General features: G+C 65.2%; 18 protein-coding genes. 11 read left to right on the top strand and 7 right to left on the bottom strand.

Annotation, left to right across the window (positions count from 1 at the left end; translation table 11 throughout):
- Nucleotides 1-41 precede the first annotated feature (41 nt).
- Entirely contained in the window at nt 42-1211 is a 1170-nt protein-coding gene (gene proB, locus Spa11_RS18925) for a glutamate 5-kinase (RefSeq protein WP_145115297.1), read from the top strand.
- A gap of 115 nt (nt 1212-1326) precedes the next feature.
- Nucleotides 1327-2826, top strand: a complete 1500-nt coding sequence (locus tag Spa11_RS18920; protein ID WP_145115293.1) for a cytochrome P450 — start codon at nt 1327-1329, stop codon at nt 2824-2826.
- A gap of 46 nt (nt 2827-2872) precedes the next feature.
- On the opposite strand, the gene Spa11_RS18915 is transcribed toward Spa11_RS18920, so the two are convergent.
- The gene (locus Spa11_RS18915; protein WP_145115289.1) at nt 2873-3421 is read right to left on the bottom strand and encodes a GNAT family N-acetyltransferase; all 549 of its coding nucleotides are present in this window, start codon (nt 3419-3421) and stop codon (nt 2873-2875) included.
- A gap of 143 nt (nt 3422-3564) precedes the next feature.
- Between Spa11_RS18915 and Spa11_RS18910 the strand changes: the two genes are divergently transcribed.
- Entirely contained in the window at nt 3565-4074 is a 510-nt protein-coding gene (locus tag Spa11_RS18910) for a hypothetical protein (protein ID WP_145115285.1), read from the top strand.
- A 169-nt stretch (nt 4075-4243) separates the two neighbouring features.
- On the opposite strand, the gene Spa11_RS18905 is transcribed toward Spa11_RS18910, so the two are convergent.
- Together Spa11_RS18905 and Spa11_RS18900 are read right to left on the bottom strand one after the other, a co-directional pair.
- Complete coding sequence (locus Spa11_RS18905; RefSeq protein ID WP_145115281.1) at nt 4244-6031, bottom strand: AAA family ATPase; 1788 nt, start codon at nt 6029-6031, stop codon at nt 4244-4246.
- A 172-nt stretch (nt 6032-6203) separates the two neighbouring features.
- Nucleotides 6204-7346, bottom strand: a complete 1143-nt coding sequence (locus tag Spa11_RS18900) for an aromatic ring-hydroxylating oxygenase subunit alpha (RefSeq protein WP_145115276.1) — start codon at nt 7344-7346, stop codon at nt 6204-6206.
- Nucleotides 7347-7532: 186 nt separating this feature from the next.
- Here Spa11_RS18900 and Spa11_RS18895 point away from each other — a divergent pair, with 186 nt between their 5' ends.
- A complete protein-coding gene (locus tag Spa11_RS18895) occupies nt 7533-8438 on the top strand; it encodes an ABC transporter ATP-binding protein (protein WP_197529515.1) in 906 nt (301 codons plus the stop codon).
- 120 nt (nt 8439-8558) lie between these two features.
- Here Spa11_RS18895 and Spa11_RS18890 read toward each other — a convergent pair whose 3' ends face one another.
- Both Spa11_RS18890 and pta read right to left on the bottom strand, forming a co-directional pair.
- A complete protein-coding gene (locus tag Spa11_RS18890; protein WP_145115268.1) occupies nt 8559-9686 on the bottom strand; it encodes an acetate/propionate family kinase in 1128 nt (375 codons plus the stop codon).
- Complete coding sequence (pta, locus tag Spa11_RS18885) at nt 9683-11785, bottom strand: phosphate acetyltransferase (RefSeq protein ID WP_145115264.1); 2103 nt, start codon at nt 11783-11785, stop codon at nt 9683-9685. Before pta ends, Spa11_RS18890 begins: the two co-directional genes overlap by 4 nt.
- A gap of 191 nt (nt 11786-11976) precedes the next feature.
- Here pta and Spa11_RS18880 point away from each other — a divergent pair, with 191 nt between their 5' ends.
- Complete coding sequence (locus Spa11_RS18880; RefSeq protein WP_145115260.1) at nt 11977-12597, top strand: trimeric intracellular cation channel family protein; 621 nt, start codon at nt 11977-11979, stop codon at nt 12595-12597.
- Between the two features lie 192 nt (nt 12598-12789).
- Nucleotides 12790-13020, top strand: coding sequence for a hypothetical protein (locus Spa11_RS18875; protein ID WP_145115257.1), 231 nt, complete (start codon nt 12790-12792; stop codon nt 13018-13020).
- Here the strand turns inward: Spa11_RS18875 and Spa11_RS18870 are convergent, their stop codons facing one another.
- On the bottom strand, nt 13021-14673 hold the full coding sequence (locus Spa11_RS18870) for a sulfatase-like hydrolase/transferase (protein WP_145115253.1): 1653 nt from the start codon (nt 14671-14673) through the stop codon (nt 13021-13023).
- 232 nt (nt 14674-14905) lie between these two features.
- Here Spa11_RS18870 and Spa11_RS18865 point away from each other — a divergent pair, with 232 nt between their 5' ends.
- The 5 genes from Spa11_RS18865 to Spa11_RS18845 all read left to right on the top strand — a co-directional run bounded on the left by Spa11_RS18865 (nt 14906) and on the right by Spa11_RS18845 (nt 20311).
- A complete protein-coding gene (locus tag Spa11_RS18865) occupies nt 14906-16585 on the top strand; it encodes a ribulokinase (RefSeq protein ID WP_145115248.1) in 1680 nt (559 codons plus the stop codon).
- A 363-nt stretch (nt 16586-16948) separates the two neighbouring features.
- Nucleotides 16949-17650: an L-ribulose-5-phosphate 4-epimerase AraD gene (araD, locus tag Spa11_RS18860; protein ID WP_145115244.1), complete on the top strand. Its 702-nt coding sequence runs from the start codon at nt 16949-16951 to the stop codon at nt 17648-17650.
- 150 nt (nt 17651-17800) lie between these two features.
- A complete protein-coding gene (gene araA, locus Spa11_RS18855; RefSeq protein WP_145115240.1) occupies nt 17801-19291 on the top strand; it encodes an L-arabinose isomerase in 1491 nt (496 codons plus the stop codon).
- 83 nt (nt 19292-19374) lie between these two features.
- On the top strand, nt 19375-19779 hold the full coding sequence (locus tag Spa11_RS18850) for a hypothetical protein (RefSeq protein WP_145115236.1): 405 nt from the start codon (nt 19375-19377) through the stop codon (nt 19777-19779).
- A gap of 115 nt (nt 19780-19894) precedes the next feature.
- Nucleotides 19895-20311, top strand: a complete 417-nt coding sequence (locus Spa11_RS18845) for a hypothetical protein (protein ID WP_145115232.1) — start codon at nt 19895-19897, stop codon at nt 20309-20311.
- Nucleotides 20312-20740: 429 nt separating this feature from the next.
- On the opposite strand, the gene Spa11_RS18840 is transcribed toward Spa11_RS18845, so the two are convergent.
- The gene (locus Spa11_RS18840; RefSeq protein ID WP_145115227.1) at nt 20741-22048 is read right to left on the bottom strand and encodes a hypothetical protein; all 1308 of its coding nucleotides are present in this window, start codon (nt 22046-22048) and stop codon (nt 20741-20743) included.
- Between the last annotated feature and the right edge of the window lie 870 nt (nt 22049-22918).

Raw genomic sequence — 22918 nt, 5'->3', positions numbered from 1 at the left:
GCGATAACGGTGCGTCGACTCTAACGCCTGCTCCCCCGCTTATGATCGACCTCGCCCGCCAACAGCTCGCTCACGACGCCGACCCACTGGTTGTAAAGGTTGGTACGCGCTGCCTGACGCTACCGGACGGGACGCTCGACGAGTGCCAAGTCGAGTCGATCGCCGAGCAGCTGGTGAGGATCGGGGCCGGCACCACGCGGCGCGTGGTGCTCGTGAGTAGCGGGGCCGTGGGCGCCGGGATCGGGCTGCTCAAGCTCCCCGAGCGGCCCACCGACCTGCCGAGCCTGCAGGCCGCCGCCGCCGTCGGGCAGTGCCACCTGATGGAGTCTTACAACCGGGCGTTCCAGGAGCACGGCCTGCTGGCGGCCCAGGTGCTGCTGACGGCGGACGACATCAACGACCGCCGGCGTTATCTCAATTTCCGCAACGCGATCCGGGCCTTGTTCGAGTACGGCGCCATCCCGATTGTCAACGAGAACGACACGGTCCGCACCGCCGAGCTGTCGCGCACCGTGGGCGATAACGACCAGCTCGCCGCGATGGTTACGAACGCCCTCCGGGCGCCCCTCCTCGTTATCCTGACCGACGTGGACGGCCTCTACGACGGCGACCCGGCGGACGAGAGCTCGCAAGTCATTGGCATGGTCGAGGCGATCGACGAGTCGACGACGGGCTTTGCCGTGGTGGGGACGCACAAATCGGGACCGGTCCTCTCGAAGGGGGGGATGCTGAGCAAGCTCCAGGCCGCGTCGATCGCCACCCATGCGGGGGAGAGCGTCATTCTGGCCAACGGCCGGAGCCCCAACATCCTGGTGGACCTGATGGCTGGCGAACCGCTAGGGACACTGATCCCTGGGCAGGGCGGGCGGCTGGCGGAGCGGAAGCGCTGGATCGGCTCGGCCGCCATGCCCATCGGCGCCCTGACGCTCGACGCCGGCGCCGTCGAGGCCGTCGCCGAGCGGGGCAAAAGCCTCCTGCCGATCGGCATCAAGGCGATCACGGGCATCTTCGACAAGGGCGATCTCGTCTCGCTGATCGACGAGGCGGGCGTCGAAATCGCCCGTGGGCTGACCAACTACGATTCGTCCGATCTGGGCAAGATCATGGGCCAGCCGAGCGAAGCCATCGCTGATATCCTCGGGCGCGCCCCCTACTCGGTGGCCGTCCACCGCAATGATTTGGCGCTAGTGAGGGACGCAGAGGGGAGCTAGACTAGGGAATTCGTACGGATTGGGAAGATAGGGTCGAGAGTCGTCGCCCTGCTAGCGATGATGGCTATGGAATCCCGATCCTAGAGGCATGACTCCGCCGACGTCCCTCCCGCTGATGTCCTTCCCCACCGCTCCTGTCGTCGCGCCATTAGTAGGGAGCGACTGCGCCCACCCGATCGGCGGGGCTGGCTCCACGAACGAAGCCTGCCCCATTACCGAGGGGTGCTTGGTCGAGTTCAGTCGCGACCTCATGGGGGGGCTCTTCCAGCTGCACCGCGAGCACGGCCCGATCGCCGCCCTCCGCGACAGCCAGGCGGGGCAGATGATCGTCTGCCTCTTCGCCCCAGAATACAACCAGCAGGTCCTCAGCCGGGCCGACCGGTTCCACGCCCGGTTCTTCGGCATCCGCGGGCCCAAGCGCTCGAGCCAACGCCGCGTCACCTGTGGCCTGCTCGCCATGAACGGCGAACAGCACAAGCGCAACCGGCGGATGGTCAAAGAGCCGTTCGGCCCGAAGGCGATCGCCGCCTACCGCCCGACGATTGACGCGATCGCCCGCGAAGAGTCGGCGCTGTGGCGTGACGGGGTCGAGTTCGACTTCAATCAGGCGATGATCCGCTACAACCTGCGGGTCACGAGCCGGCTGCTGTTCGGCCTCGACGAGCCGACGCTCGCTTACGAACTCGGTGAGCAGATCGCCCAATGGGTGACGCTCAACCACGAGATCGGCATCGGCGCCCTGGTCTCGACGCCCGAGTTCCACGCCGGCTATGAGGGGCTGCTCGACTTCGCCAAGGGGCTCGAGGTCAACGTGATGCGGCTCATCCGCCGCCGCAAGGACAACCCCGACCCAACCGCCAACGACGTGCTGTCGATCCTCGTCCGCTCGCACGACGGCGACGGGGGGCTCAGCGATGAAGAGCTCGTCGGCCAATGCTGCGTGCTGTTCGCCGCCGCCCATATGACGACGGCTCACTCGTTCAGCTGGACGACGTTCCTGCTCGCGCAGCACCCCGAGGTGATGCAGGCTCTGTGGGAACAGATCCACGCCGGGACGGTCGAAGAGCCCGACGCCTCGGGCGGCCTACCGCTGCTGGAGCGCGTCATCAAAGAAGCGATGCGGGTGCTGCCTGCGTCGGCCTACTCGGTGCGGATGAACGTCGAGCGCGAACAGCTCGGCCCGCTCGACCTGCCGCCCGGAACGCCGATCGTCTTCACGCCGCTGATCACGCACCGGCTCGAGTCGTCGTTCCCCGACCCGACGCGCTTCGCCCCCGACCGTTGGCTCTCGATCAACCCGTCGCCCTACGCGTATCACCCGTTCGGCGGTGGTCCGCGGCGTTGCATCGGCGGCCCGCTGGCGATGGAAGTGCTCCGTACGTCATTGCCGATCTTCCTCCGCGACTGGCGCCTTTCGGTCGTCCCCGGCGCGACGGTGTCCGCCGAGGTGAAGTCGACGATGCTCAACCCCAAGCACGGCGTGCCGATGATCGCCGAGCGTCACACGGCGACCCCGCCCCACGACGGCGGCTTTAAAGCGAGCCCCGTGACGGGGAACGTCACGGAGCTCGTCGATCTGTCGGCGGCGAACTCTGCGCCGCGGAAGCCGCGTTGAGAGCGGTGTGGGTGGCGTCCTCGTTCGTGGCGCCCCACCAATTCGCTCATCGCGCGTTGAAGTCATCTCTCACCTGCGCATACAGCGCACAGTCCTGCGGCTCGTCGCTAATCTGCGGCATGACCAACTGCCGGCGCAAGACGCCTTCGCGCCGCAGGCCGCACTTCTCCATGACGCGTTGCGAGCCGACGTTATCGACGTGGGCGAGCGCTTGCAGGCGCCACGTCCGTTCGTCACGCCACACCTCCGCGGCAACCGCTCGCAACGCCTCGGGCATCACGCCGCGTCCCCACAGTGAACGCTGGAGCACGTAGCCGAGCCCGACGAGCTGGCCCGATCCGAAGACCGTGATCATGCCGCAGGGGAGCGAATCGCCTTCGAAGCCGATTACCCACTGTCGATCGTGGTTGTCGATGGGTGGATTCGTGATCTGGTTCAAGAACGCGCGAGTCTCTTCGACCGACTGGTGCGTCCGCCAAGAGAGATACCGGGTGACCACCGAGTCGCTGGCGTAGCGCTCGAAGATGGCGCCGGCGTCCTCGACGCACGGAGGTCGCAAGACAAGGCGTTCGGTTGTAAGCGTTGTGGCGAACATGCCGGCATCCGGTTCGGGTGAGTCGGCCTCAGGGACCCGTTGCGGCGTCGGGCGGTTCGCTTTTTTGTGGCGGGCGGCGGCCCTGATTAGCGTGGAGTCATCGGCCCGTGGGTGGGCCGCTCCTCCTAATCAGCCGCTCAGCCATGCGTCGTCTCGTCCCCGCGTTGCTCTTCCCGCTAGTGGGCTTCGCCACGCTCGCTCCCATTGCCTCGGCGCAGATCAACGTCAACCAGTGCTACGAGTGCGGCGACGCCCTGTCGGGTGGAAGGGCTGTTCAGGTTGCGGCGATGGAAGAGAGGCTCTACCGCCGGCTCGACCACCCCGCGCGGATGCGCGCTCTGCGGATGGAGATCAAGTACGCCGAGGCGCGCATCGATTCGCTCCGCCTTCTGCAACGCGAATACAACCGCGTCAACCGCTTCGGCACGGGCAACGCCCTGACCCTGTCGGCCGCCCAGGTGCGCCTCGAACTAATGCGCGAGAACATGGTCCTCCGCGACCTGCGCGAGCAGCTCATTCTCGAACAACGCTACAACCGAGAGACGCGACGCGCCTACGCGGTCCAAGCCGCCGAGGCGACTCAACGCATCACGGCCCACGTGGCGCTCGAGAGCGAAAAGGGTGAGCCGACGATCACAATCATCAATCACTAACGACGGGGAACCGCCAAGACGCCAAGGGCGCCAAAGATCGCCAAGAAAAAATTAGACAGGATCAACAGGATTTACACGATGAGTTGAAAAAACCAATATCCTGTCGATCCTGCAAATCCTGTCTTAATAAACTTCCTGGCGATCCCTGTCGCTCTTGGCGTCTTGGCGGTTAGCTGATCCCTTCTAATTCAAGTTCCCGGATCCGCCGTTCCCACTCGACGCGGTCTTCGAGCGCCGAGTCGGGATTGGGGAGTAGCGATCGCCTCGTGCAGTTCACTAGGGCTTGCAGCGTTTGGTACTCGCGCGTCGGGCCGATGGCGGGCGGGAGTTGGTCGTGGACGGCGGTCATCACCTCGGCCCAGGTCTTGGGCTGCGTCGCCTTAAGGTACGAGCGGAGCGACGCGAACGACGCGGCCGAGTACTCTGGCGGCAGCAGCTCGTCGTTCATCCGCTGCACGAGGTCAAGACGCGTCAGGCCCTCCTTCTCGAGTTGGGCTTCGTCGAGCTTGATCGCATCGACCACCCAGTTGATGAACGCGACGCGGTCGTCGCCCGTTGGGTCGAGCACCGGGATGATCAGGTCGCCGACGCGTCCTGGGCGGCGGATGTCGGGCGACAGCAGGTGGATCCGCGCCGTCATCAGTAGCCACAGCACCTCGCCGCGGAGCTTGGGGTCGCTCATCATCTGCTGGATCTTGCCGGTGAGGCGGCGCTCGGTCTCGTGGGCATTGGCGTCGACGCGGCCGAATTGTGTGTCGGCTTCGTCGACAAAGATCACGACCTTGCCGAGCGCTTCGAGCACCGCGCGGAGCCGTTCGAAGATGACGTCGGTCTGTCCGAACCACTGGCTGCGGATGTTCTTCAGCACCAGAACGGGCAGGTCGAGCTCCGCCGCGACCGCCTCGAAGATGAACGTCTTGCCGCCGCCGATCGCGCCGGCCACCGCCGCGCCCGGCAGCGCCGTGTCGGCCGCCGCCTTGAAGCGTGGCATCAACTCTTCGGTGAGGAACTTCTTGAGCTGCGTGAAGCCGATGACGTCGGTCATCCGGTGCGAGGGCTTCTTGAACTCGACGACATCGTCGCCGAGCCGCGTCTGGATGAACTCTTCGACCTTGCCAAACACCGCCGCGGGCGTGAGCGGATCGCCCGAGTATGCGGCGCCGGCGAGCATCTGTCGCAGCGCATGCAGGGAGAGCCCCGCGGTGCATTCGCCGAGGGCTTCTTGCGTGGACCAGAGCCGCGGCTTCCGTTCGGCGGTCTTTATGAACTCGTCGATGAAGCGTACGCGTTCGCCAAGCGTCGGCGCCGGCGCCTCGACCGACAGCACCTGCGGCATCCGCGCAACGCGGCTGTGCACCATGCTCCGCGACTCGGCCAACAACACGACCGAGTCGTCGCCGGCGACAAAGTCCGGGTCGCTGAACCAGTCCTCGACGATACTAATGCGGCGGAGCTGCGCGTCGTTCAGGCGCGAAAGGTCGCCGGTCTCGGGCAGCAGCATGTCGGCCGCCTCGACAATGATCAGCAGGTGCTCGCGCAGCGCCGTGCGGGAGCAGATCGTCAGTTGCCGCAAAAGCTCTAACGCCGCGGTCGGCGAGCCGATCGCGCTGGTGAGGTGGCGATCGAACTCCTGCTGGTGGAACTCAAGCTGCGAGCTCTTCTTGCGCAGGTCCTCCAGGCCGAGCAACGCCGGATCGACGCCCGACTTCCACTCCACCCAGGCGCCGCGCAGTCGGTCGCGGTCGGCGTCGGCGATGCGGATGGGACCGTTGAGCTCGTAGACCAGCGGTAAGAGCCCGTTGGTCTTGGTCTTCTTGAGCAAGAATGGCACGAGCGGCGTGTGCCGCTCGCCATCCCAGAAGAGGTCGTGGATCGCGCCCCCCAACAGCACGCTCCGCGATTGCCCGGAGTTCAGGAGTCGCGCCAGCCGGGTGAAGAACTCGGGGGTATCGGACATGTTTCGTTAGGGGCCGAGGAGGCAGACGACAGCTGACAACCGCGATGGTCGCCGCACGGGCGATGCATGAAAAGCCCCGGAGGGGCGACAGTATCGGATTCTGCCAACCCGCTCTCGCTCCTCCGTGGGCGAGCAAGGCTCCGGCGCCGATCTCCAGGGGCCTGCGCCCCTGCTAAACGCTGCCGCCCCTCGGGGACTCCGATGAAATGGAGGTCGCCTCACAACTCAAATCCCGATACAGCATCCCGTGAAACGCGTGCACCGCGCGTTCGAGTTGGGACGAGTAGCGGCCGGTTCGGAACGACATCGAGCCCAGGCCGCGCTGGGTGGATTCGCAAATCTCGATGTCCTCGTTCTGGATGACGTGGCTTGCGCCGATCGCTTTGCGGAGGCGGCGTTTGGCGGCCCACTCTTGAAGGTCGTCGCCGTCGGGGACATCGGCGTCGACATAAAAGTCGAATACCACTTCGCAGCGATCGACCGCCGTGGGGTAGACGATGTTGGTGTCCATCATCCGGCCGTAGCGGTTGATGAAGAGATTCGGGTACAGCCAAGCGTAGACAACCTTCTCGCCGAGCCGTTCGTCGGCGCCGCTCGACTCGCAGACCTGAATCGCCGAGCGCTCGAACAGTTCCGTGCGGTAGCCGTCGAACGCCAGCCCCTCGGCCAGCCCCTCGTGCGCGTAGGCGACGTGATAGCCGCCGTCGAGCGAGTTATCGACGAACACCTTCCAGTTGCAATTCATCTCATAGGTGCGGCGCTCGACCCACCGCATGTGCTCGAAGCCGAGTTCATCGAGCGGCCCAATCAGCGGGGCCGCGTCGATGGCCAGGTCGCGCGGGTTGTTTTCGCCGCCGGCGTGGCCGTCGAGGTCGAGCAGCACCAGGGGCCCCCACGTCGCGACGCTGATCGGCGGCAGGCCGAACTCCTTGGGGTCGAACCCTTCCATGCGGCCCATCCGTGGCGCCGTACGCAGTGAGCCATCGAGCCGGTAGGTCCAGCCGTGGTAGGGGCAGACCAGCTCGCGGGCCTTGCCACACTCCTGGGCGACGACGGCGGCGTGGTGGCGGCAGACGTTGTGGAACGCCCGCAACTTGCCCGACTCGTCCCGCAAGACGACGAAAGGGTTGCCAACGACATCGCCGGTGAAGTAACGGCCGGGCTCGGCGACCTGGTCCGCTCGGCCGACGGCGACCCAAGCCTTCTCGAAGACGTTGCGCCGTTCCAGCTCAAGAACGCGCGGGTCGGTGTACCACACGGCCGGCGGCGTCGTGGCGGCCTCGACGGGGATCGACGGATCGAACTGGAGGTCCATGTCTGGGATGGTAACCGCGAAGACGTTGGAAACGCAAAGGAACTCCAAGACTCGAACGATTGGGGCGAAAGGCTTATGCTCCAGCTTGTGGTATGACCAATGACCATGCCCCTATGACCAATGAGGTTTGTGTACGAGCTATTGGTCATTGGGGCTTGGACATTGGGTTTTTTCTCGGGCGACTCTATGGCAAATCTGGAAATCGACCACGTCCACCACGCCTACGGCCCCAAGAAGGTGCTGAATGACGTGAACCTCCGCGTCGAGGCGGGGCAGCTCGTGGCGCTGGTGGGGCCGAGCGGGTGCGGCAAGTCCACCTTGCTCCACGCGATTCTCGGCACGCATCCGCCCACCGGCGGCGTCGTCCGGGTGGCGGGCGAGCCGATGCTGCGGCCGTCACGCGACGTGGGGATCGTCTACCAGCACTACAGCCTCTACGACTTCTTGACGGCGCGCAAGAACGTGGCGTTCGGGCTGATGCTCAACGAGACCTCGGCGCCGTATCGCTTCTTCAACTACCCCGGTTGGCTGCGTCAACGCGCCGAGCACCTCGAACGGGCGGACGAGCTGCTCGACAAGGTCGGCCTGACCGCCGCGCGCGACCTCTACCCGAGCCAGATGTCGGGCGGCATGCGGCAACGGGTGGCGATCGCTCAGGCGCTGATCATGAAGCCGCGGGTGCTGCTGCTCGACGAGCCGTTCGGCGCGCTCGACGAGGCGACGCGCGAAGAACTGCAACTGATGCTGCTGCAACTCTACGAAGAGAACTTAGCAGCGATCGCGGCGAACGAGCCGCCGCCCTACACGATCATCATCGTTACGCACGAATTGAACGAGGCGCTGTACGTCTCCGACCGCGTGGTGGGCCTCTCGCAGTACCACACCGACGGCGCCAACGGCGCAACGATCGTCTACGACCGCCCCGCGCCGCGTTTCAAGCCCGGCGAGCCGAAGGACCTGGCGAAGTTCGTGCAGCAGAAGAACGAGATGGTCGAGGCCGTGTTCAGCGAGTCGTTCGCCAAGGACCACCGCAGGTACGTGACGTTTTGGGAGGAGTACGAGAAGAAGGCGGCAACGGCCGTCGGCGCTTGACGTAGCGCTGCTCGAACGAATGACGGCGAGCCGGCGACGTTAGTCGTCGGTGGAACCCTGGTACCCGCTTCGCACCGACGACTAACGTCGCCGGCTCGCCCTCTCTGTCGTGGTTCGCGATCACTCCACCAGCGCCGCCGCTTCGCGGGCGATCTGTAGCTCTTCATTCGTCGCCACGATCAAGAGGGCTACGGGGCTGTCGGCGGTTTGAATCGCACGGTCTTCGCTAGTCGATGCGTCGTTCGCTTCGGCGTCGAGCTTCGCGCCGAACAACGTCAGCCGCTGGGCAACCAGCGCCCGGATCGGCGCGCTGCGTTCGCCGACGCCGGCGGTGAAGACCACCGCGTCGAGGCCGCCGAGGGCGACGGCGTAGGCGCCGACGTACTTGGCGATGCGGTAGACGTAGGCTTCGACGGCGAGCTGGGCGTCGGTGTCCCCTTCATCAGCGCGGCGGAGAACTTCGCGAAGGTCGGACTCGTCACAGTAGCCGCGGAGGCCGCTTTCGCGATTGAGGAGGCGGTCGACCTCGGCGGCGGTCATGCCGAGTTCGCGCTGGAGGAAGAGCGGCACGCCCGGGTCGATGTCGCCCGCACGGGTCGCCATCACGAGGCCCTCCATTGGCGTCATGCCCATCGACGTGTCGATCGACTTACCGCCGAGGACCGCCGTGGCGCTCGCGCCGGCGCCGAGGTGGAGGATGACGAGCCGCAGTTCTTCGAGCGGTCTGCCGAGAAGTTCTGCGGCGCGCTGTGACGCCCAGGCGTGCGACGAGCCGTGGAAGCCGTAGCGCCGCACGCCGTGTTCGGTCGCCAAGTGCTTTGGGATCGCGTAGTGGCTGGCGTAGAGCGGCAGCGTGGCGTGGAACGCCGTGTCGAATACGGCGACATGCGTCGCCCGGGGGAACCACTCGCGCGCGACTCGGATGCCGAGCACGTTGGCGGGGTTGTGCAGCGGCGCGAGCGGGTTGAGCCGGTCGAGTTCAGCGACGACCTCGTCGTCGATCACTATCGGCGCGACGAAACGCTCGCCGCCGTGAACGACGCGGTGCGCGACGATCTCGGGCTCGACGCCGAGCTCGTCGCACACTTGCCGTAGCCCTGCGGCGTGATCGGCGACCGAGCCCTCCGCGCCGATGCCTTCGATGGCGCCACGGCCCAGCTCGATACCACCCGGTTCATGATCATTGGGCATCTCAAAAAGCCGGTGCTTGATCGATGAGCTGCCGCAGTTCAGGACGAGGACTTTCACGAGGGGCGGTCTCCCTCGGGCTGGGCCTGGATGGCGGTGATCGCGACCGTGTTGACGATGTCGTCGATCGTGCAGCCGCGGCTGAGGTCGTTCACCGGCTTGCGGAGTCCTTGCAGTATTGGCCCAACCGCAACGGCGCCGGCGGTGCGCTGGACGGCTTTGTAGGTGTTATTGCCCGAGTCGAGGTCGGGGAAGACGAACACCGTCGCGTGGCCGGCGACCTGGCTGCCGGGCATCTTTGACTTGGCGACCGAGGCATCGACGGCGGCGTCGTACTGGATCGGACCTTCGATCGACAGCTCCGGCGCCCTTTGACGAGCAAGTCGTGTCGCTTCGCGGACCTTGTCGACCGCCGAGCCGCTCCCTGATTCGCCCGTCGAGTACGAGAGCATCGCCACGCGCGGCGTGACGCCGAACTGCTTGGCTGTCTTTGCCGAGCTGATCGCGATGTCGGCGAGCTGCTCGGGCGTCGGGTCGGGATTCACGGCGCAGTCGCCGTAAACCAGCACCCGGTCTTCGAGGCACATCAGGAAGACGCTCGACACGATCGAGCAGTCGTCGCGCGTACGGATCGCTTGCAGGGCGGGGCGGATCGTCTGAGCGGTGGTGTGCGTCGCGCCGGAGACCATGCCGTGGGCGTCGCCGACCTGGACCATCATCGTGCCGAAGTAGTTGGGGTCGCCCAAGAGGTCGTACGCCATCTCGACCGTGACGCCCTTGTGCGCGCGGAGATTCGATAGCTCTTCGGCGAGGCGACGGCGGTCGGGCGACGCAATCGGGTTGATGAGTCGCGCCTTGGCGAGGTCGAGCCCCAGCGCCGCGGCGCGAGCGGTGATCGCATCGGGCTCGCCGAGAATCACCAGCGACGCCACGTGCCGCCGCAAGAGCACGGCCGCGGCACGGAGGATGCGATCGTCTTCCCCCTCGGGGAGGACGATCGTTCGCGGGATGCGTTTGGCACGCTCGATGAGGTCGTACTCGAACATCAGCGGCGTCACCCGCTCGGTGCGGGTGACGGCGATCCGCTCGGCGAGGGCGTCGGAATCGACCTCGCGCTCGAAGACGCCCAGCGCCGTGGCGATCTTCGTGAGGTTCTCCGGGGCGAGCACCGCGCGGACCGACTCGACCGCGGTGGCGGCGCGGTAGGTGTCGCAATCGACCATCATCGCCGGCGGGACCCAACGACGCATGCCTTCGATGAGCCGTCGCACTGAGGGCTCGGGCTCGAGCCCGCCGGTGAGCAGGACGCCCGCCGCCTTCGGGACGCCGTCAGAGACCAGTGACGCGACGACACCCACCAGGATGTCGGAACGGTCGCCGGGCGTAATCACCAGCGCGCCCTCGGCGGTGCGATCAAGGAAGTGCGGCAGCGTCATCGCCGCGACGCGGCAGGTGGTGACGTCGCGCTGATGAACGTCGTCCGGCTTGTAGAGCCAGCGGGCGCCGATGGCGTCGGCGACCTGGGCGAGCGTGGGGCGGGCGAGCGAGGGCTCTTCTTCGATGACATAAATCGGCCCGTCGCTGGGCGATCGCTCTTGAAATGCTTCGCGGAGGGCGCGGGCTTCGTCGGGCGGCACGCGGTTGACGAACGTCGCGGCAACGACGTCGCCCTGTTCGTGATAGCCGGCCGTCGCCGCGCGGACATCGCGGACCGTTTCAGCGGCCGACCGACCGGCGCCGGTCCCCACCATCACCAGCGGCGCGCCGAGGTGTTTTGAGAGCTCCGAGTTGAAATCGTGCTGGAACGCCGCCTGGGCGCCGATGTAGTCGGGGCCTTCGCAGAGGACGAAGTCGGACTCGGCCGCGATCGCCCGGTAGCGAGCCAGCACCTCCTTGATCAGCGTCGCCTCCTGACCGTCGGCGACCAGTTGCTCGGCCCGGTCTTGGCGCACGCCGACCATCCGATCGACGGGCGTGGTCAGCCGGTAACGCTCACGCACCAGCCGTAGGTGGGGGTCGGCTTCCGGATCGCCGTCCACCAGGGGGCGGAAGTAGGCGAGCCGTTCGACCCGCCGCGACAGCAGCTCCATGAGCCCCAACACCACGAGCGACTTGCCGCTGCGGGGCTCCCAGGCGACGACGTAGGCGGCGTTGGACATCGGGGCGAACTAAGGGTGAGGCGTGCTGGTCTGTAGCTTTGATGGTCGCTCCTAACGTCCCTTCGGCCTAGCCCACTCGTCGCGCTCGCTGTGGGAAGCCTTCTCCAGACGCCGATTACGGTCGCTTGGTCGCAACGGTATGGTGCGCGTTATCGGGGTCTGGAGACCCCTCCCACCGAACAGCATGAACCATGATCCCCACGATTGAACTCGCCGCGGTCGCCGCCTCGGCCCTGTACGGCATCCTCCGCGGGCTACGCGACGGCTTTGATATCGTCGGCCTCTTGTGCGTCGGGGCGGCAACGGCGTTTGGCGGCGGCACTCTAAGGGACCTGTTCCTCGACCGGACGCCGCTGTTCTGGGTTGAGCACGAGTATCTGCTGTGGGTAGTGTTCGGACTGGCGGCGGTGAGCGCCGTGACGCCGCGGATGGTGGCGCGGATCGAGCCGTACCTCATCTGGCCCGACGCGTTGGGGCTCGGGCTCTTCAGTGTTGCGGGGGCGGCAGTGGCGGTGAACGAGGGGATGTCGCCGCTGATCGCCGCGGTGATGGGGGTCATCACCGGGACGTTCGGCAGCGTCATCTGCGACGTGATCTGCAACGAGACGCCGAACATCTTCCGCACCTCGCCGCTTTGCGCGACGTGCGCGCTGCTGGGGGCGATCGTCTATCTAACGGGGGAGTCGCTGGCGATTCCGGCGACGATCTCACAACCCCTAGCGATCACGGCGGCCGCGACGCTGCGGCTGCTGGCGGTGTGGCGGAAGTGGATCGTGCCAGTGCGGCTGCTGGAGTCGGTGGAGCCAGCCTGATCGGTGCGTGAGCACACGCGCCACGGAACCGCCGGAGAAGGCCCCCGGCTGATGGGGGGAGCGCCAGCGTATCAGCCGGCACGCCTTAGCGTCCGGCTCTTCGCACCGCGGTGGCATCGCGTTTGCGTGCGTAGAAGCGAAAGCGTTTTAGCCAAGCGCGCTTATCGCCTCACACACCAAGGAGCACCAGCCATGGACTCACAGGACCAACATTGGGGACTTTGTAAGGACTGCAAGTGGTGGCAGATCGAGCCCGGCGCGTCGATTGCTGATCGCACAATGGGGCTCTGCATCGAAGAGCAGCTGCAAGACGTTAAGCTGCGCATCTCCGGTAACGGCGGATGCACGCTGTTCATGCCGGGCAAGCCCGCGCGCGCTGAGGGCTCAAGCACGAAGCCCCCACAAGCGGCGCCGACCCGCTAATTACTCGACAGGCGCCGGCTCTCGCTTGCGTCCGTAGTTATCGAGCCAGATGGGGCGGTCGTCTTGCTCGACGCGGCCGTCGAAATCGCCATCGCCCGCCGCGCCGACGGGCACTTCCTTGCCAAGATTGTCGCGCCAGACGGTCGAGTCGGCGGCGTCAACACGACCGTCATTGTTGAAATCTCCGGGGAGGAGATCGTCGATGGCGGAGGGGTGGCCGGGCTTGGCGCGCTGCGCAAGCGCCTCGTCGAGACGTTGGCTGAGCCATTGCTTCACCGCTTCGACCTGCGTTTCGCTCATGCCGAAGAGTTTGACCTTTGCCGCCTGACTCGGATGGAGCAGGTTGAAGAGTTCTTCGCCGTCGTGATCGTGGTCGTAAAGTTCCTCGCCGCCGTCATCGTAGCGGACGAGTCGGAAGCGGTGCGAGCGAACACTGAGAGCCCGTTCGCCAACGGTCGTCAGCGCAACGACGCCGGGCAAATGTTCCTTGATGGGTAAGAGTGACATGAGGTTGTCGCCGGTAGGACGTGGCGACTCGACCCCTGCGAGCACCGCGACCGTTGGCGCCACGCTGCCGATGCCGACCGGTGTCGTGACTCGCTGCTCGGCGGTAGTTATCTGGGGCGCGTAGATCATGAGGTTGGCATTCGTAGCGGCCTCCCAGGGTGAGAACGCCCAGACGCCTTTCTGACCGAGGGGCGTCCCACGCTTTGAGACCACGACGAGCGTCCAGTCGTTGGATTTGACTTCATCGCTGTTCAACTCTTCCACAGCGTCAACCACTTTGCCGATCGCGTAGTCAGCGGCGGAAACCGTGGCGAGGTACGCCTGGATGACGGCGAGCCGGTCGTCGTCGGAGAGTGACGCCGAGGCGTGGCCTTTCTTCCAATGTCCTTCGGGGAGGTCTTTCAGGTCCCCGGGATCGAAGGGAGGAACTTTGATCTGATCGAGGGGGAATCGATCGAAGAAGACGCCCGGCGCGACGAACCCGCGATACGGCACAGCGGGGCCTAATAGTTCGACGTAGACGAACTGCTGCGGCGTGTCGGCGCCCTTGGTTCGTACTTGTTCGGCGGCCCAAGCGGCGGCGAGTTGGTCGTCGAGAGATTCGGTGAGCCCTTCCCACGCCTCGATCGACTGATCATCTTTGCGGCGTTTATCGATCGGAACAAGTCGTCCCCATGTTGGTATCGGCCAGCCTAAATTCAATTCGACGTTCTTCGGCCCGCCGTCAATGCGGTGAGGCTTTACCGCCTTCTGCTCGTACGTCCGCACCTCGTCCCAGCCTTCTTCCGCGTCCTTTGGCAGACCCGTCCCTGCCGTCGTGTAGCCCGCGGCCTTGAGCAGTAGCGCAACCGAATCGCCGTCGCGTCCCAGCGACAACACTTCCGGCGGCTCAAGCGTGTCCACCGCCTGTGCGTTGGTAAACGTCGCGCCGAGCATCGCCAGGCGGTCAAGGTTCGGCGTCAGCCGCGCACGGTACTCGGGGTCCGGCAGGATCGCGTTGGCGCCGCCGAGCGGCGTGGCGAGGTCTCCCAGGCCATCGACGACCACAATCACGATGTTCGGCTTGTCGGCGGCACAGGCGGGGACGGGCGCGAGAGCGCCGGCGATGGCGAGGAATGCGACGAGGAGTGCGGCTCGGAACGGCATACCAACTCTTGGGGCACGGGGACGCGGTACCCCTCCATTCTAGCCCGTGTCGCAAAGCAAAGCCTCTTGTCGCAAAGCAAGGCGTTCTCGCCGGAAACCGGGCCCTGCGGCGCCTACCTCCCGTCGCTAGCGGCAAGTAAAAAAGGGAGACTATGAGGCCGCGGCTCGCTTCGCGGCGACGCCTGGCCCGCCCATACTCTTTTCCTCAACCAGCTTACGAGGGCTCTCGCCCGTGGCAGATAAGTTTGCGATCGGCGTCGATTACGGCACCAACAGCGTCCGCGCGCTCGTGGTTAACACCGCGACCGGAGACGAGATCGGCACGGCCGTCTACGACTACCCATCGGGCGACGCCGGCATCCTGCTCGACCCGCGCGACCCGAACGTCGCACGCCAGAACCCGGCCGACTACATCGATGGCTTTATCGACTCGGTAAAGAAGGCGGTCGAGCAGGCGAAGGCAACGGCCGGCTTCTCGCCGGAGGCGGTGGTCGGGATCGGCGTCGATACGACCGGCTCGACGCCGATCCCGGTGGACGCCGATGGCGTCGCCCTCGCCTGTAAGGACGAGTTCAAGGGCAACCCCGCCGCGCACGCTTGGCTGTGGAAAGACCACACCTCGTACGCCGAGGCCGAAGAGATCTCGCGCAAGGCCCGCGAGCGCGGCGAGCCCTACCTCGCCAAGTGCGGCGGCGTGTACTCGTCTGAGTGGTACTGGTCGAAGATCACGCACTGCATGCGGACCGCGCCGGAAGTCGCAGCCGCGGCGGCGAGCTGGGTCGAGCTGGCCGACTTTGTGCCCGCCTATGTCACCGGCAATCCGGCGCCGGACAAGCTCGCACGTTGCATCTGCGCGGCGGGCCACAAGGCGCTGTACCACGAGTCGTGGGACGGCCTGCCGAGCGCCGAGTTTCTGGAGGCGGTCGAGCCGGGGCTGAGCCGGTTCCGCTACACGACCAAGGCCGTGCCGTCGGACCACAAGGCGGGCGACCTGACGGCCGACATCGCCGCGAAGGTCGGCTTGCCGGCGGGCGTGCCCGTGGCGGTCGGGGCGTTCGACGCGCACCACGGCGCGGTCGGCGCCGGCGCCGGCGACGGGACGCTTGTGAAGATTATGGGCACCAGCACGTGCGACTGTCTGCCGTCGCCGCTGGAGAACGCGCTCCCCGACATACCGGGTCTGTGCGGCATCGTCCCCGAGTCGATCCTGCCGGGTTACTATGGCCTCGAAGCGGGCCAGTCGGCGGTCGGCGACATCTTCAATTGGTTCGTGAAGCGGCTCACGCCCGCCTCCTACGGCGAGGGGGGCGACGCCCACGTGCGCCTCACCGAAGAGGCCGCCAAGCTCCGCCCGGGAGCGACGGGCCTCGTGGCGCTCGATTGGAACAACGGCAACCGGACCATCCTGGTCGATCCGCTGCTGACCGGCCTGCTGATCGGACAGACGCTGCACACCACGGCGGCGGAAGTTTATCGGGCGCTAGTCGAGGCGACGGCCTTCGGGGCGCTGACGATCATCAAGCGCGTCGAGGAGTACGGCGTCTCGGTGAAGGAAGTCGTCAACTGCGGCGGCATCGCCGAGAAGAACGCCTTCGTGATGCAGGTCTACGCCGACGTCTGCAATCGCCCGATGAAGGTGAGCCGTTCGGCCCAGACCTGTGCCTTGGGGGCGGCGATCTTCGGCGCAGTCGTCGGCGGCGCTCACGCCTCGGCGGTCGACGCCCAGAAGGCGATGACCGGCGTCAAGGAGAAGGTCTACACGCCGATCCCCGAGAACGCCGCCGTCTACGCCGAGCTGTACGAGGTCTACCGCACCCTGCACGACGCCTTCGGGACTAAGGAATGGACCGGCTCGCTGCACCACGTGATGAAGGACCTCATCGCCATCCGCGAGCGCGCCCGGAAGCGCTAGTCGCTTGCAAGGAAGGAGATAGGGGGAGGTTGGTGAGAGGGAGGATGTTCCACCGGCGGGTGGACCGGCGCCGATCCGCACGTACCAATCCTGCAAAAGCGACCTGCCGACCTGGGGCTAGGTTTGCCCCCCGTTTGGCGTCGCTAATCGCCTGCGATCCCCCTGAACACCAGCATCCCCACCATCCCCTTCCCTCGAGAAGGCGTTTTTCGGGGGGAAACGTGGCGGAGGGGCGGCGGCTACTCGCAAATAGCGTCATTTTTATTTAGATTGTTGGTCTGGCAGGCCATTATTGGGTGGGCCTCGATCGGCCTTCAAGAATGCCTTTTCCCCTCTCTCGTCGCGTCGCCTCGTAACCCCTCCATGCTGGAAACCCTCAAAGAGCAGGTCTGCCAGGCGAACCTCGACCTCGTGTCGGCGGGGTTGGTGACGCTCACTTGGGGGAACGTTAGCGGGCTGTCGGACGATCGCCGGCACGTCGTCATCAAGCCCAGCGGCGTGGCGTACGACGCCATGCGGCCCGAGCACATGGTGGTCGTGGACCTCAAGAGCGGCGAGCGCGTCGAAGGGGACCTCAAACCCTCCTCCGATACGGCGACGCACCTGTTGCTGTACCGGGCGTGGCCCGGCGTCGGCGGCATCACGCACACGCACAGCCCCAAGGCGACCGCCTTCGCCCAAGCGCGGCGCGAGCTGCCTTGCTACGGCACGACACACGCCGATCACTTTTCGGGAACGGTTCCCGTCGCGCGAGCGCTGACGCAAGAAGAGATCGAGACCGCTTACGAAGCGAACACCGGTCACGTCATCCTTGAACGGTTCGAAGGCCTCGATCCGATCGCGATCCCCGCGGTGCTCGTGGCGAGCCACGCGCCGTTCGCCTGGGGCAAGTCGGCCGCCGAGTCGGTGAAGAACGCGATCGCGCTGGAGGCCTGCGCCGCGATGGCGATCGACAGCCTCACGCTCTCGCCCTCGCTCGGCCCCGTCGAAGACTACCTCCTCCAAAAGCACTACAACCGCAAGCACGGCCCCGGCGCTTATTACGGGCAAGGGAAACCGCATTGATCACAAAATTGTAGGAGGCGTCTCCGACGCCGATTTCGCGCTCCGTGCCGTTTGGGATTGGATACCGTAATCGGCGTCGGAGACGCCTCCTACAGATAAATGCCGATCGCATTCCCTAGCCTCTAGCCTCTAGCATCGATCCTCTCCTTCATGGCTCTTCCCAATCTCAACCAGTACGAAGTCTGGTTCCTCACCGGCAGCCAGCACCTTTACGGCCCGGCCGCTCTGGAGCAGGTCGCCAAGGACGCGCAAGCCGTCGCCGCTTCGCTCGACGCGTCGGGTGACGTGCCGGTGAAGATCGTCTTCAAGCCGGTGCTGAAGGGGCCCGAAGAGATCAAGGCCACGCTCGCCGCCGCCAGCGCCGACGACCGCTGCATCGGCGTGATCACGTGGATGCACACGTTCTCGCCCGCGAAGATGTGGATCGCCGGGCTGCGGGCGCTGACCAAACCGTTGCTGCATCTGCACACGCAGTTCGGTCGTGAGATCCCGTGGTCGTCGATCGACATGGACTTCATGAACCTGCACCAGTCGGCCCACGGCGGCCGCGAGTTCGGGTTCATCTGCACACGCCTTCGAATCGAACGCAAGGTCGTCGTCGGTCACTGGACCGATAAGGATGTCGTGCGGCAAGTCGGCGTTTGGTCGCGCGCCGCGGCGGGCCGGCACGAACTAGCGAATGGCAAGATCGCGCGCTTCGGCGACAACATGCGCGAGGTCGCCGTCACCGAAGGGGACAAGGTCGCCGCTCAAGAGGTGCTAGGCGTCTCGGTGAACGGTTACGCGGTCGGCGATCTGGCGGCGCGGATCAACTCGATCAGCGACGCCGATGTCGATTCGCTGTGCCGTGAGTACGACGACGCTTACCACATGGCCGAGGTGCTGCGCCACGGCGGCGCACGGCGTGAGTCGCTGCGTGACGCGGCACGGATCGAGTTGGGCCTGCGCTCGATGCTCGAAGAGGGGGGCTTCGGCGGTTACACCGACACGTTCGAGAATCTGGTTGGCATCAAGCAACTGCCGGGCATCGCGTCGCAGCGGCTGATGGCGGCGGGCTATGGCTTCGGCGGCGAGGGGGACTGGAAGGCGGCCGCCCTGACGCGGGCGTCGAAGGTCATGGCCCACGGCCTGCCCGGCGGCACGACGTTCATGGAGGACTACACCTACCACATGCCTGAGTCGGGCGAAGACCTCGTGCTCGGCTCACATATGCTCGAGATCTGCCCGTCGATCGCCGGCGACCGGCCGAGCTGCGAAGTCCATCCGCTAGGCATCGGCGGCAAGGAAGACCCGGTGCGGCTGGTGTTCGACGCCCCCGCGGGCCCGGCGGTGAACGCCACGATCGTCGATCTCGGCGACCGTTTCCGACTCGTGGTCAACGAAGTCGAAACGATCGAGCCGCCGCACGAGCTGCCAAAACTCCCGGTGGCCCGCGCCGTCTGGAAGCCCGCCCCCGACCTCAAGAAAGCCGCCGCCGCGTGGATCTACGCCGGCGGCTCGCACCACCCAACGTACAGCCAAGCGCTGACGACGGAGCATTACGAGGATCTGGCGTCGATGCTTGGTGTGGAGCTGGTGGTGATCGATGCGGAGACTCGCTTGCGGGAGTTGCGCGAGTCGCTGCGGCGGTCGAATCGCTGAACGAGCGAGCTCGTTCGCTTTTGTACCGCGCCCGTCAGGTAAAGCTCTGAGCAAGTGAATCAATCGATATGGGCCACTTTCTTGTGCTCGTCATCGACGATGCTCCCGACGATGCGATGCACCCGTTTGCTGAATATGCGGCTGAGACGGATGACGAGCGCACGAACGAAGTGAAGTTCGATTACTACGGAATCGCAATCGAACGACACCTCCTGAGGCTTCTGCAACCGAAGCGGCCTGCGTTCCTAGCCAAGTTATTCGGCGCAAAGTGCCGAGAATTCGTATCGCAGGCTCGCAATTGCGAAATTGATATCGATCAAAGCAACTTAGGAGACGTTGCGGCGGTTCTCGAAGATGGCAAGTGGCACAGTTGTCCGTGGGTAAATGATGATTCCCCGGAGATGAAGCGCTGGGAGGAAGAAGTTGTGCGAAGACTCAGGTCCGCGCCGGACAACGTTCTTGTGACCATCATGAATTGTCATCTGTAGGGTCAATTCAATAGGTCAGTCTCTGCCTGACGCACACGCCGGATCGTGTTGGTGGGGCGTCAGTCACAGCCTGACCTACCGAGCTATAAGCGGCATCGTGTTTGGGATTGATTGTATGGCCAGCATTTTCGGGTACGTCCTGACGGGTGACGCAAGCGATCGCGATTACACGGTCATCGACTTCACTCCCCCTCGGTTCGTCAGCGGTGACATCGATCGAGAGGTTAATTTCATGGAGTTCGTGCGAACGAACTTTGCGAAACTCGTCGAGGGAGTGCCCGCAGAAGGCGAACTCTACCTAGTTGCTGGCGGGCACGCACACAACATCGGGCTCGTCCCTTTGCTTGTTCTGTGGTTGCCGCACGACAAACGGGCGAGCCTGCCTGACTGGTTTGAGATGATCGACTCGATCGACCTACGGTGTGCAGCCCTGAGTCCTGACGAGGTGCGAACGATCCTCAATACGACTTACGCCCCGACTTGGAAGCAACTACTGCATGTCGGCAAATACCCGTATCCTTACACTCGCTAAGTTCAGCCTGACGCATACAGTGGACCGAGTTGGTGGGGCGTCAGGCACAGCCTGACCTACGGGGAGAGAGGTCCGCCGGCAGCATCCAGGTGCACGTGCCAAAGGCGAGAGTCGAGGATGTACAAGGGCGCGTAGAAGTACGCCAACTCGTACTTGATGGTCCCATTAGCTCGGACAAAATTCCGCGGCGCCCAGCGGTAACTCTTTGGCCCACTGGCTCCATCGACGCCGGGCACGTAGGCGCCTTGAAGGGTCAGGTGGAGGTACGATCCGACGTAGAGGAACAGACCGAGCACTGCTGCAATAAGCCATCGAGTTGACCGACCCATTTTTGGCATGGCTGATTTCAGTAGGTCAGGCTGTGCCTGACGCTCAAGCCGAATCGTGATGGTGGGGCGTCAGGCACAGCCTGACCTACGAGCTTCTTATCTAACGCCGGGCGTAGTTCATCGCCCCGATGCAGGCCAGCAGCAGCGTGGCGACCGCCGTAGGTTCGGGAACTGTTTGGGACGCCGCGCCGGCCGCGGTCGCGCCGTAGTTGCTCGCCCAGACGTTGTAGCCGGCTTGGCCGCTGTTGATCGAAGCGCCGTCCCGCCACACCGTGTAGTCGGCCGCGTTGACGGCGCCGTCGTTGTTGTAATCGCCGAGGAGAGGGTCGGGTTCTTGCACGGCGTAGTAGACGTCGGAGTCGCCCGTCGAGAACAACACGTGGAGGTTGGCGCCGTCGAAAGCGGCCTCGATCTGATCCGGTCCGCTGAACTGCGGCTCGGCGTGCGTGTGCAGGATCGTCGATTCCCACTGACCGTCGTCGAGCAGGTAGTGGACCAGATCGACCGGACCCGTAAACGGCGACTCGTAGTCGAAGAGGTTGGGGCGTCCGTGGTCGTCGAGGACCAGGGACGCCCGGGTCGCCCCCGAGCTCTTCGCCTTGGGGATCCGATCGCCCTGCCAGGCTCCGCCAGAAGCGTTGTTCGCGTAGTGAAGGCCCCCGGTCAAAGTGAACCCGGTGAACACGTCGTACGCCATGTGAGCGACGCCTTCTTCATCGACCGCCAGATCGACGATCCGGGCGTCGAGCGTTGGGAAGGGAGTCGAGGTGACCCAGCCCGAGGATGTCGGGTCGGAGTAACGCAAGACGCCGGCGTCGTTCCTCCAAGCGAAGTGGGCTTGGTCTGACGAGTCGAGGAACGAATCGAAGCCCGGGTTGCCGAATCGGAAGCGGGCGTCGGTCGCGACGACCCGAGCTTCCCACGACTCACCCGTCCAGCGATTGTGAATCAGCTGCTGCGTGCTGGTGTTGTTGTAGGCGATGTGGGGTCGGTTCTCGCTATCGAACCCTAAGAACTCCAACTCGCCGATACGATGCCCCACGATCTCGGTCGTCAGCGCTAGACCGTTGCCAAGGAGGACCTGCAAGGTGGGGAAGAAGTCGGGGCTCGGCGTGTCGAGGAAGAAGACGTTGTCGTTGTGATCCAACGCGATGTCGTCCGCAAACGGAAGGACGCTGCGTTCTTCCCAGGCGTCGCCAACAAGGGTCGAATAGCGGAAACCGCTGTTGGAGACCGCGATGTGCGGCGCCCCGGTCGAATCGGTCCGGATCCGCGCGGCGACGCCTTCGCCAACAGGCTGCACGCTCCAAGCGCCCAAGCTCGGCGTCGCTTCAAGAAGCAACACCAATGCCGCGCCCAGGGCGTAGCGACCAAGCAAGGGAACGGCAGCGGCGAGAGGAGCTTTCATGTTTCGTTCCCAGTCAGTTTGAAATCAGTCCGAGCGAACACCGTCCGAGCGAACGCAGTCGGATTAAAACCAATCGAGTCGAAAGCAGTCGAAGAGAACGCAAGCGAACTTGAGAAGTCAGCGGGATCGTTGAACGGGCACTCTACTCGACCGCGGCCGGCCCCAACAGTGTTTTCGAGGGGTCTTCTCGAACGCTGCAACGACTCGCCCACGGCGGTCGGGGCCGCGCCATACGACGCCCGAGCAGGACGGCTGGACGCGGGGCCGCTAACACCGTCGCAGGCGGCCATAAAGGGCCCTAGAAGCCCCTCGCTGAACGCCGGTGGGACTTTCCAAGGGGCGGCGCCGAAACGCGGTTAAGGGGCCGATTTGGGGCTCTGGTGAGGCCTGGATTTCTCGGGGGTTTTGCCGACGTTTCGCTTGCTTTTGGCCACCCACTTCCCATGCTCTAGCCGCCCCGCGCGGCGTCGGATTCACAGCCCCGGAGGGGCGGCAGCGCGTAGCCCGGGGCGCGAGCCCCTGGTGAGAAGCGACGCGTAAGTCGAGAAGCGCCGGAGGGGCGGCAGCAACTCCCTTCGCCGGGCTGCTGCCGCCCCTCCGGGGCCTTTTATAAACGGCTGCCGTTTGTTGTGAAACCGTTGTGCATGAATACCAGATCCGTAGGTCAGGCTGTGCCTGACGCACACGCCGGATCGAGTTGGTGGGGCGTCAGGCATAGCCTGACCTACGAACTGTGGAGCTCAGGCGAGGGGTCGCCTTTCTCGGCATTAGAGCGGCGCTTTGCTTGCTTTTGGCCACGCAAAGGAGTCGCTATGTCGTCGACTCGGGCGGGGGCGTGCTTGGCGGCGAACACGGGAATGTGTCCTCAAC

The sequence above is a fragment of the Botrimarina mediterranea genome (genome assembly GCF_007753265.1).
Classification (GTDB): domain Bacteria; phylum Planctomycetota; class Planctomycetia; order Pirellulales; family Lacipirellulaceae; genus Botrimarina; species Botrimarina mediterranea.
Note: the sequence above shows the minus strand (reverse complement) of the source record. Positions and strands in the feature narration are given on the sequence as shown.

Excerpts from the sequence above, each read along its gene's own strand:
- Spa11_RS18880 (WP_145115260.1), top strand. The coding sequence starts at position 11,977 with ATGATCCCCACGATTGAACTCGCCGCGGTCGCCGCCTCGGCCCTGTAC.
- proB (WP_145115297.1), top strand. The coding sequence starts at position 42 with ATGATCGACCTCGCCCGCCAACAGCTCGCTCACGACGCCGACCCACTG.
- Spa11_RS18910 (WP_145115285.1), top strand. The coding sequence starts at position 3,565 with ATGCGTCGTCTCGTCCCCGCGTTGCTCTTCCCGCTAGTGGGCTTCGCC.
- pta (WP_145115264.1), bottom strand. The coding sequence starts at position 11,785 with ATGTCCAACGCCGCCTACGTCGTCGCCTGGGAGCCCCGCAGCGGCAAG.
- Spa11_RS18870 (WP_145115253.1), bottom strand. The coding sequence starts at position 14,673 with ATGCCGTTCCGAGCCGCACTCCTCGTCGCATTCCTCGCCATCGCCGGC.
- Spa11_RS18840 (WP_145115227.1), bottom strand. The coding sequence starts at position 22,048 with ATGAAAGCTCCTCTCGCCGCTGCCGTTCCCTTGCTTGGTCGCTACGCC.
- Spa11_RS18920 (WP_145115293.1), top strand. The coding sequence starts at position 1,327 with ATGTCCTTCCCCACCGCTCCTGTCGTCGCGCCATTAGTAGGGAGCGAC.
- Spa11_RS18900 (WP_145115276.1), bottom strand. The coding sequence starts at position 7,346 with ATGGACCTCCAGTTCGATCCGTCGATCCCCGTCGAGGCCGCCACGACG.
- Spa11_RS18875 (WP_145115257.1), top strand. The coding sequence starts at position 12,790 with ATGGACTCACAGGACCAACATTGGGGACTTTGTAAGGACTGCAAGTGG.
- Spa11_RS18915 (WP_145115289.1), bottom strand. The coding sequence starts at position 3,421 with ATGTTCGCCACAACGCTTACAACCGAACGCCTTGTCTTGCGACCTCCG.
- Spa11_RS18845 (WP_145115232.1), top strand. The coding sequence starts at position 19,895 with ATGGCCAGCATTTTCGGGTACGTCCTGACGGGTGACGCAAGCGATCGC.
- Spa11_RS18895 (WP_197529515.1), top strand. The coding sequence starts at position 7,533 with ATGGCAAATCTGGAAATCGACCACGTCCACCACGCCTACGGCCCCAAG.
- Spa11_RS18905 (WP_145115281.1), bottom strand. The coding sequence starts at position 6,031 with ATGTCCGATACCCCCGAGTTCTTCACCCGGCTGGCGCGACTCCTGAAC.
- araA (WP_145115240.1), top strand. The coding sequence starts at position 17,801 with ATGGCTCTTCCCAATCTCAACCAGTACGAAGTCTGGTTCCTCACCGGC.
- araD (WP_145115244.1), top strand. The coding sequence starts at position 16,949 with ATGCTGGAAACCCTCAAAGAGCAGGTCTGCCAGGCGAACCTCGACCTC.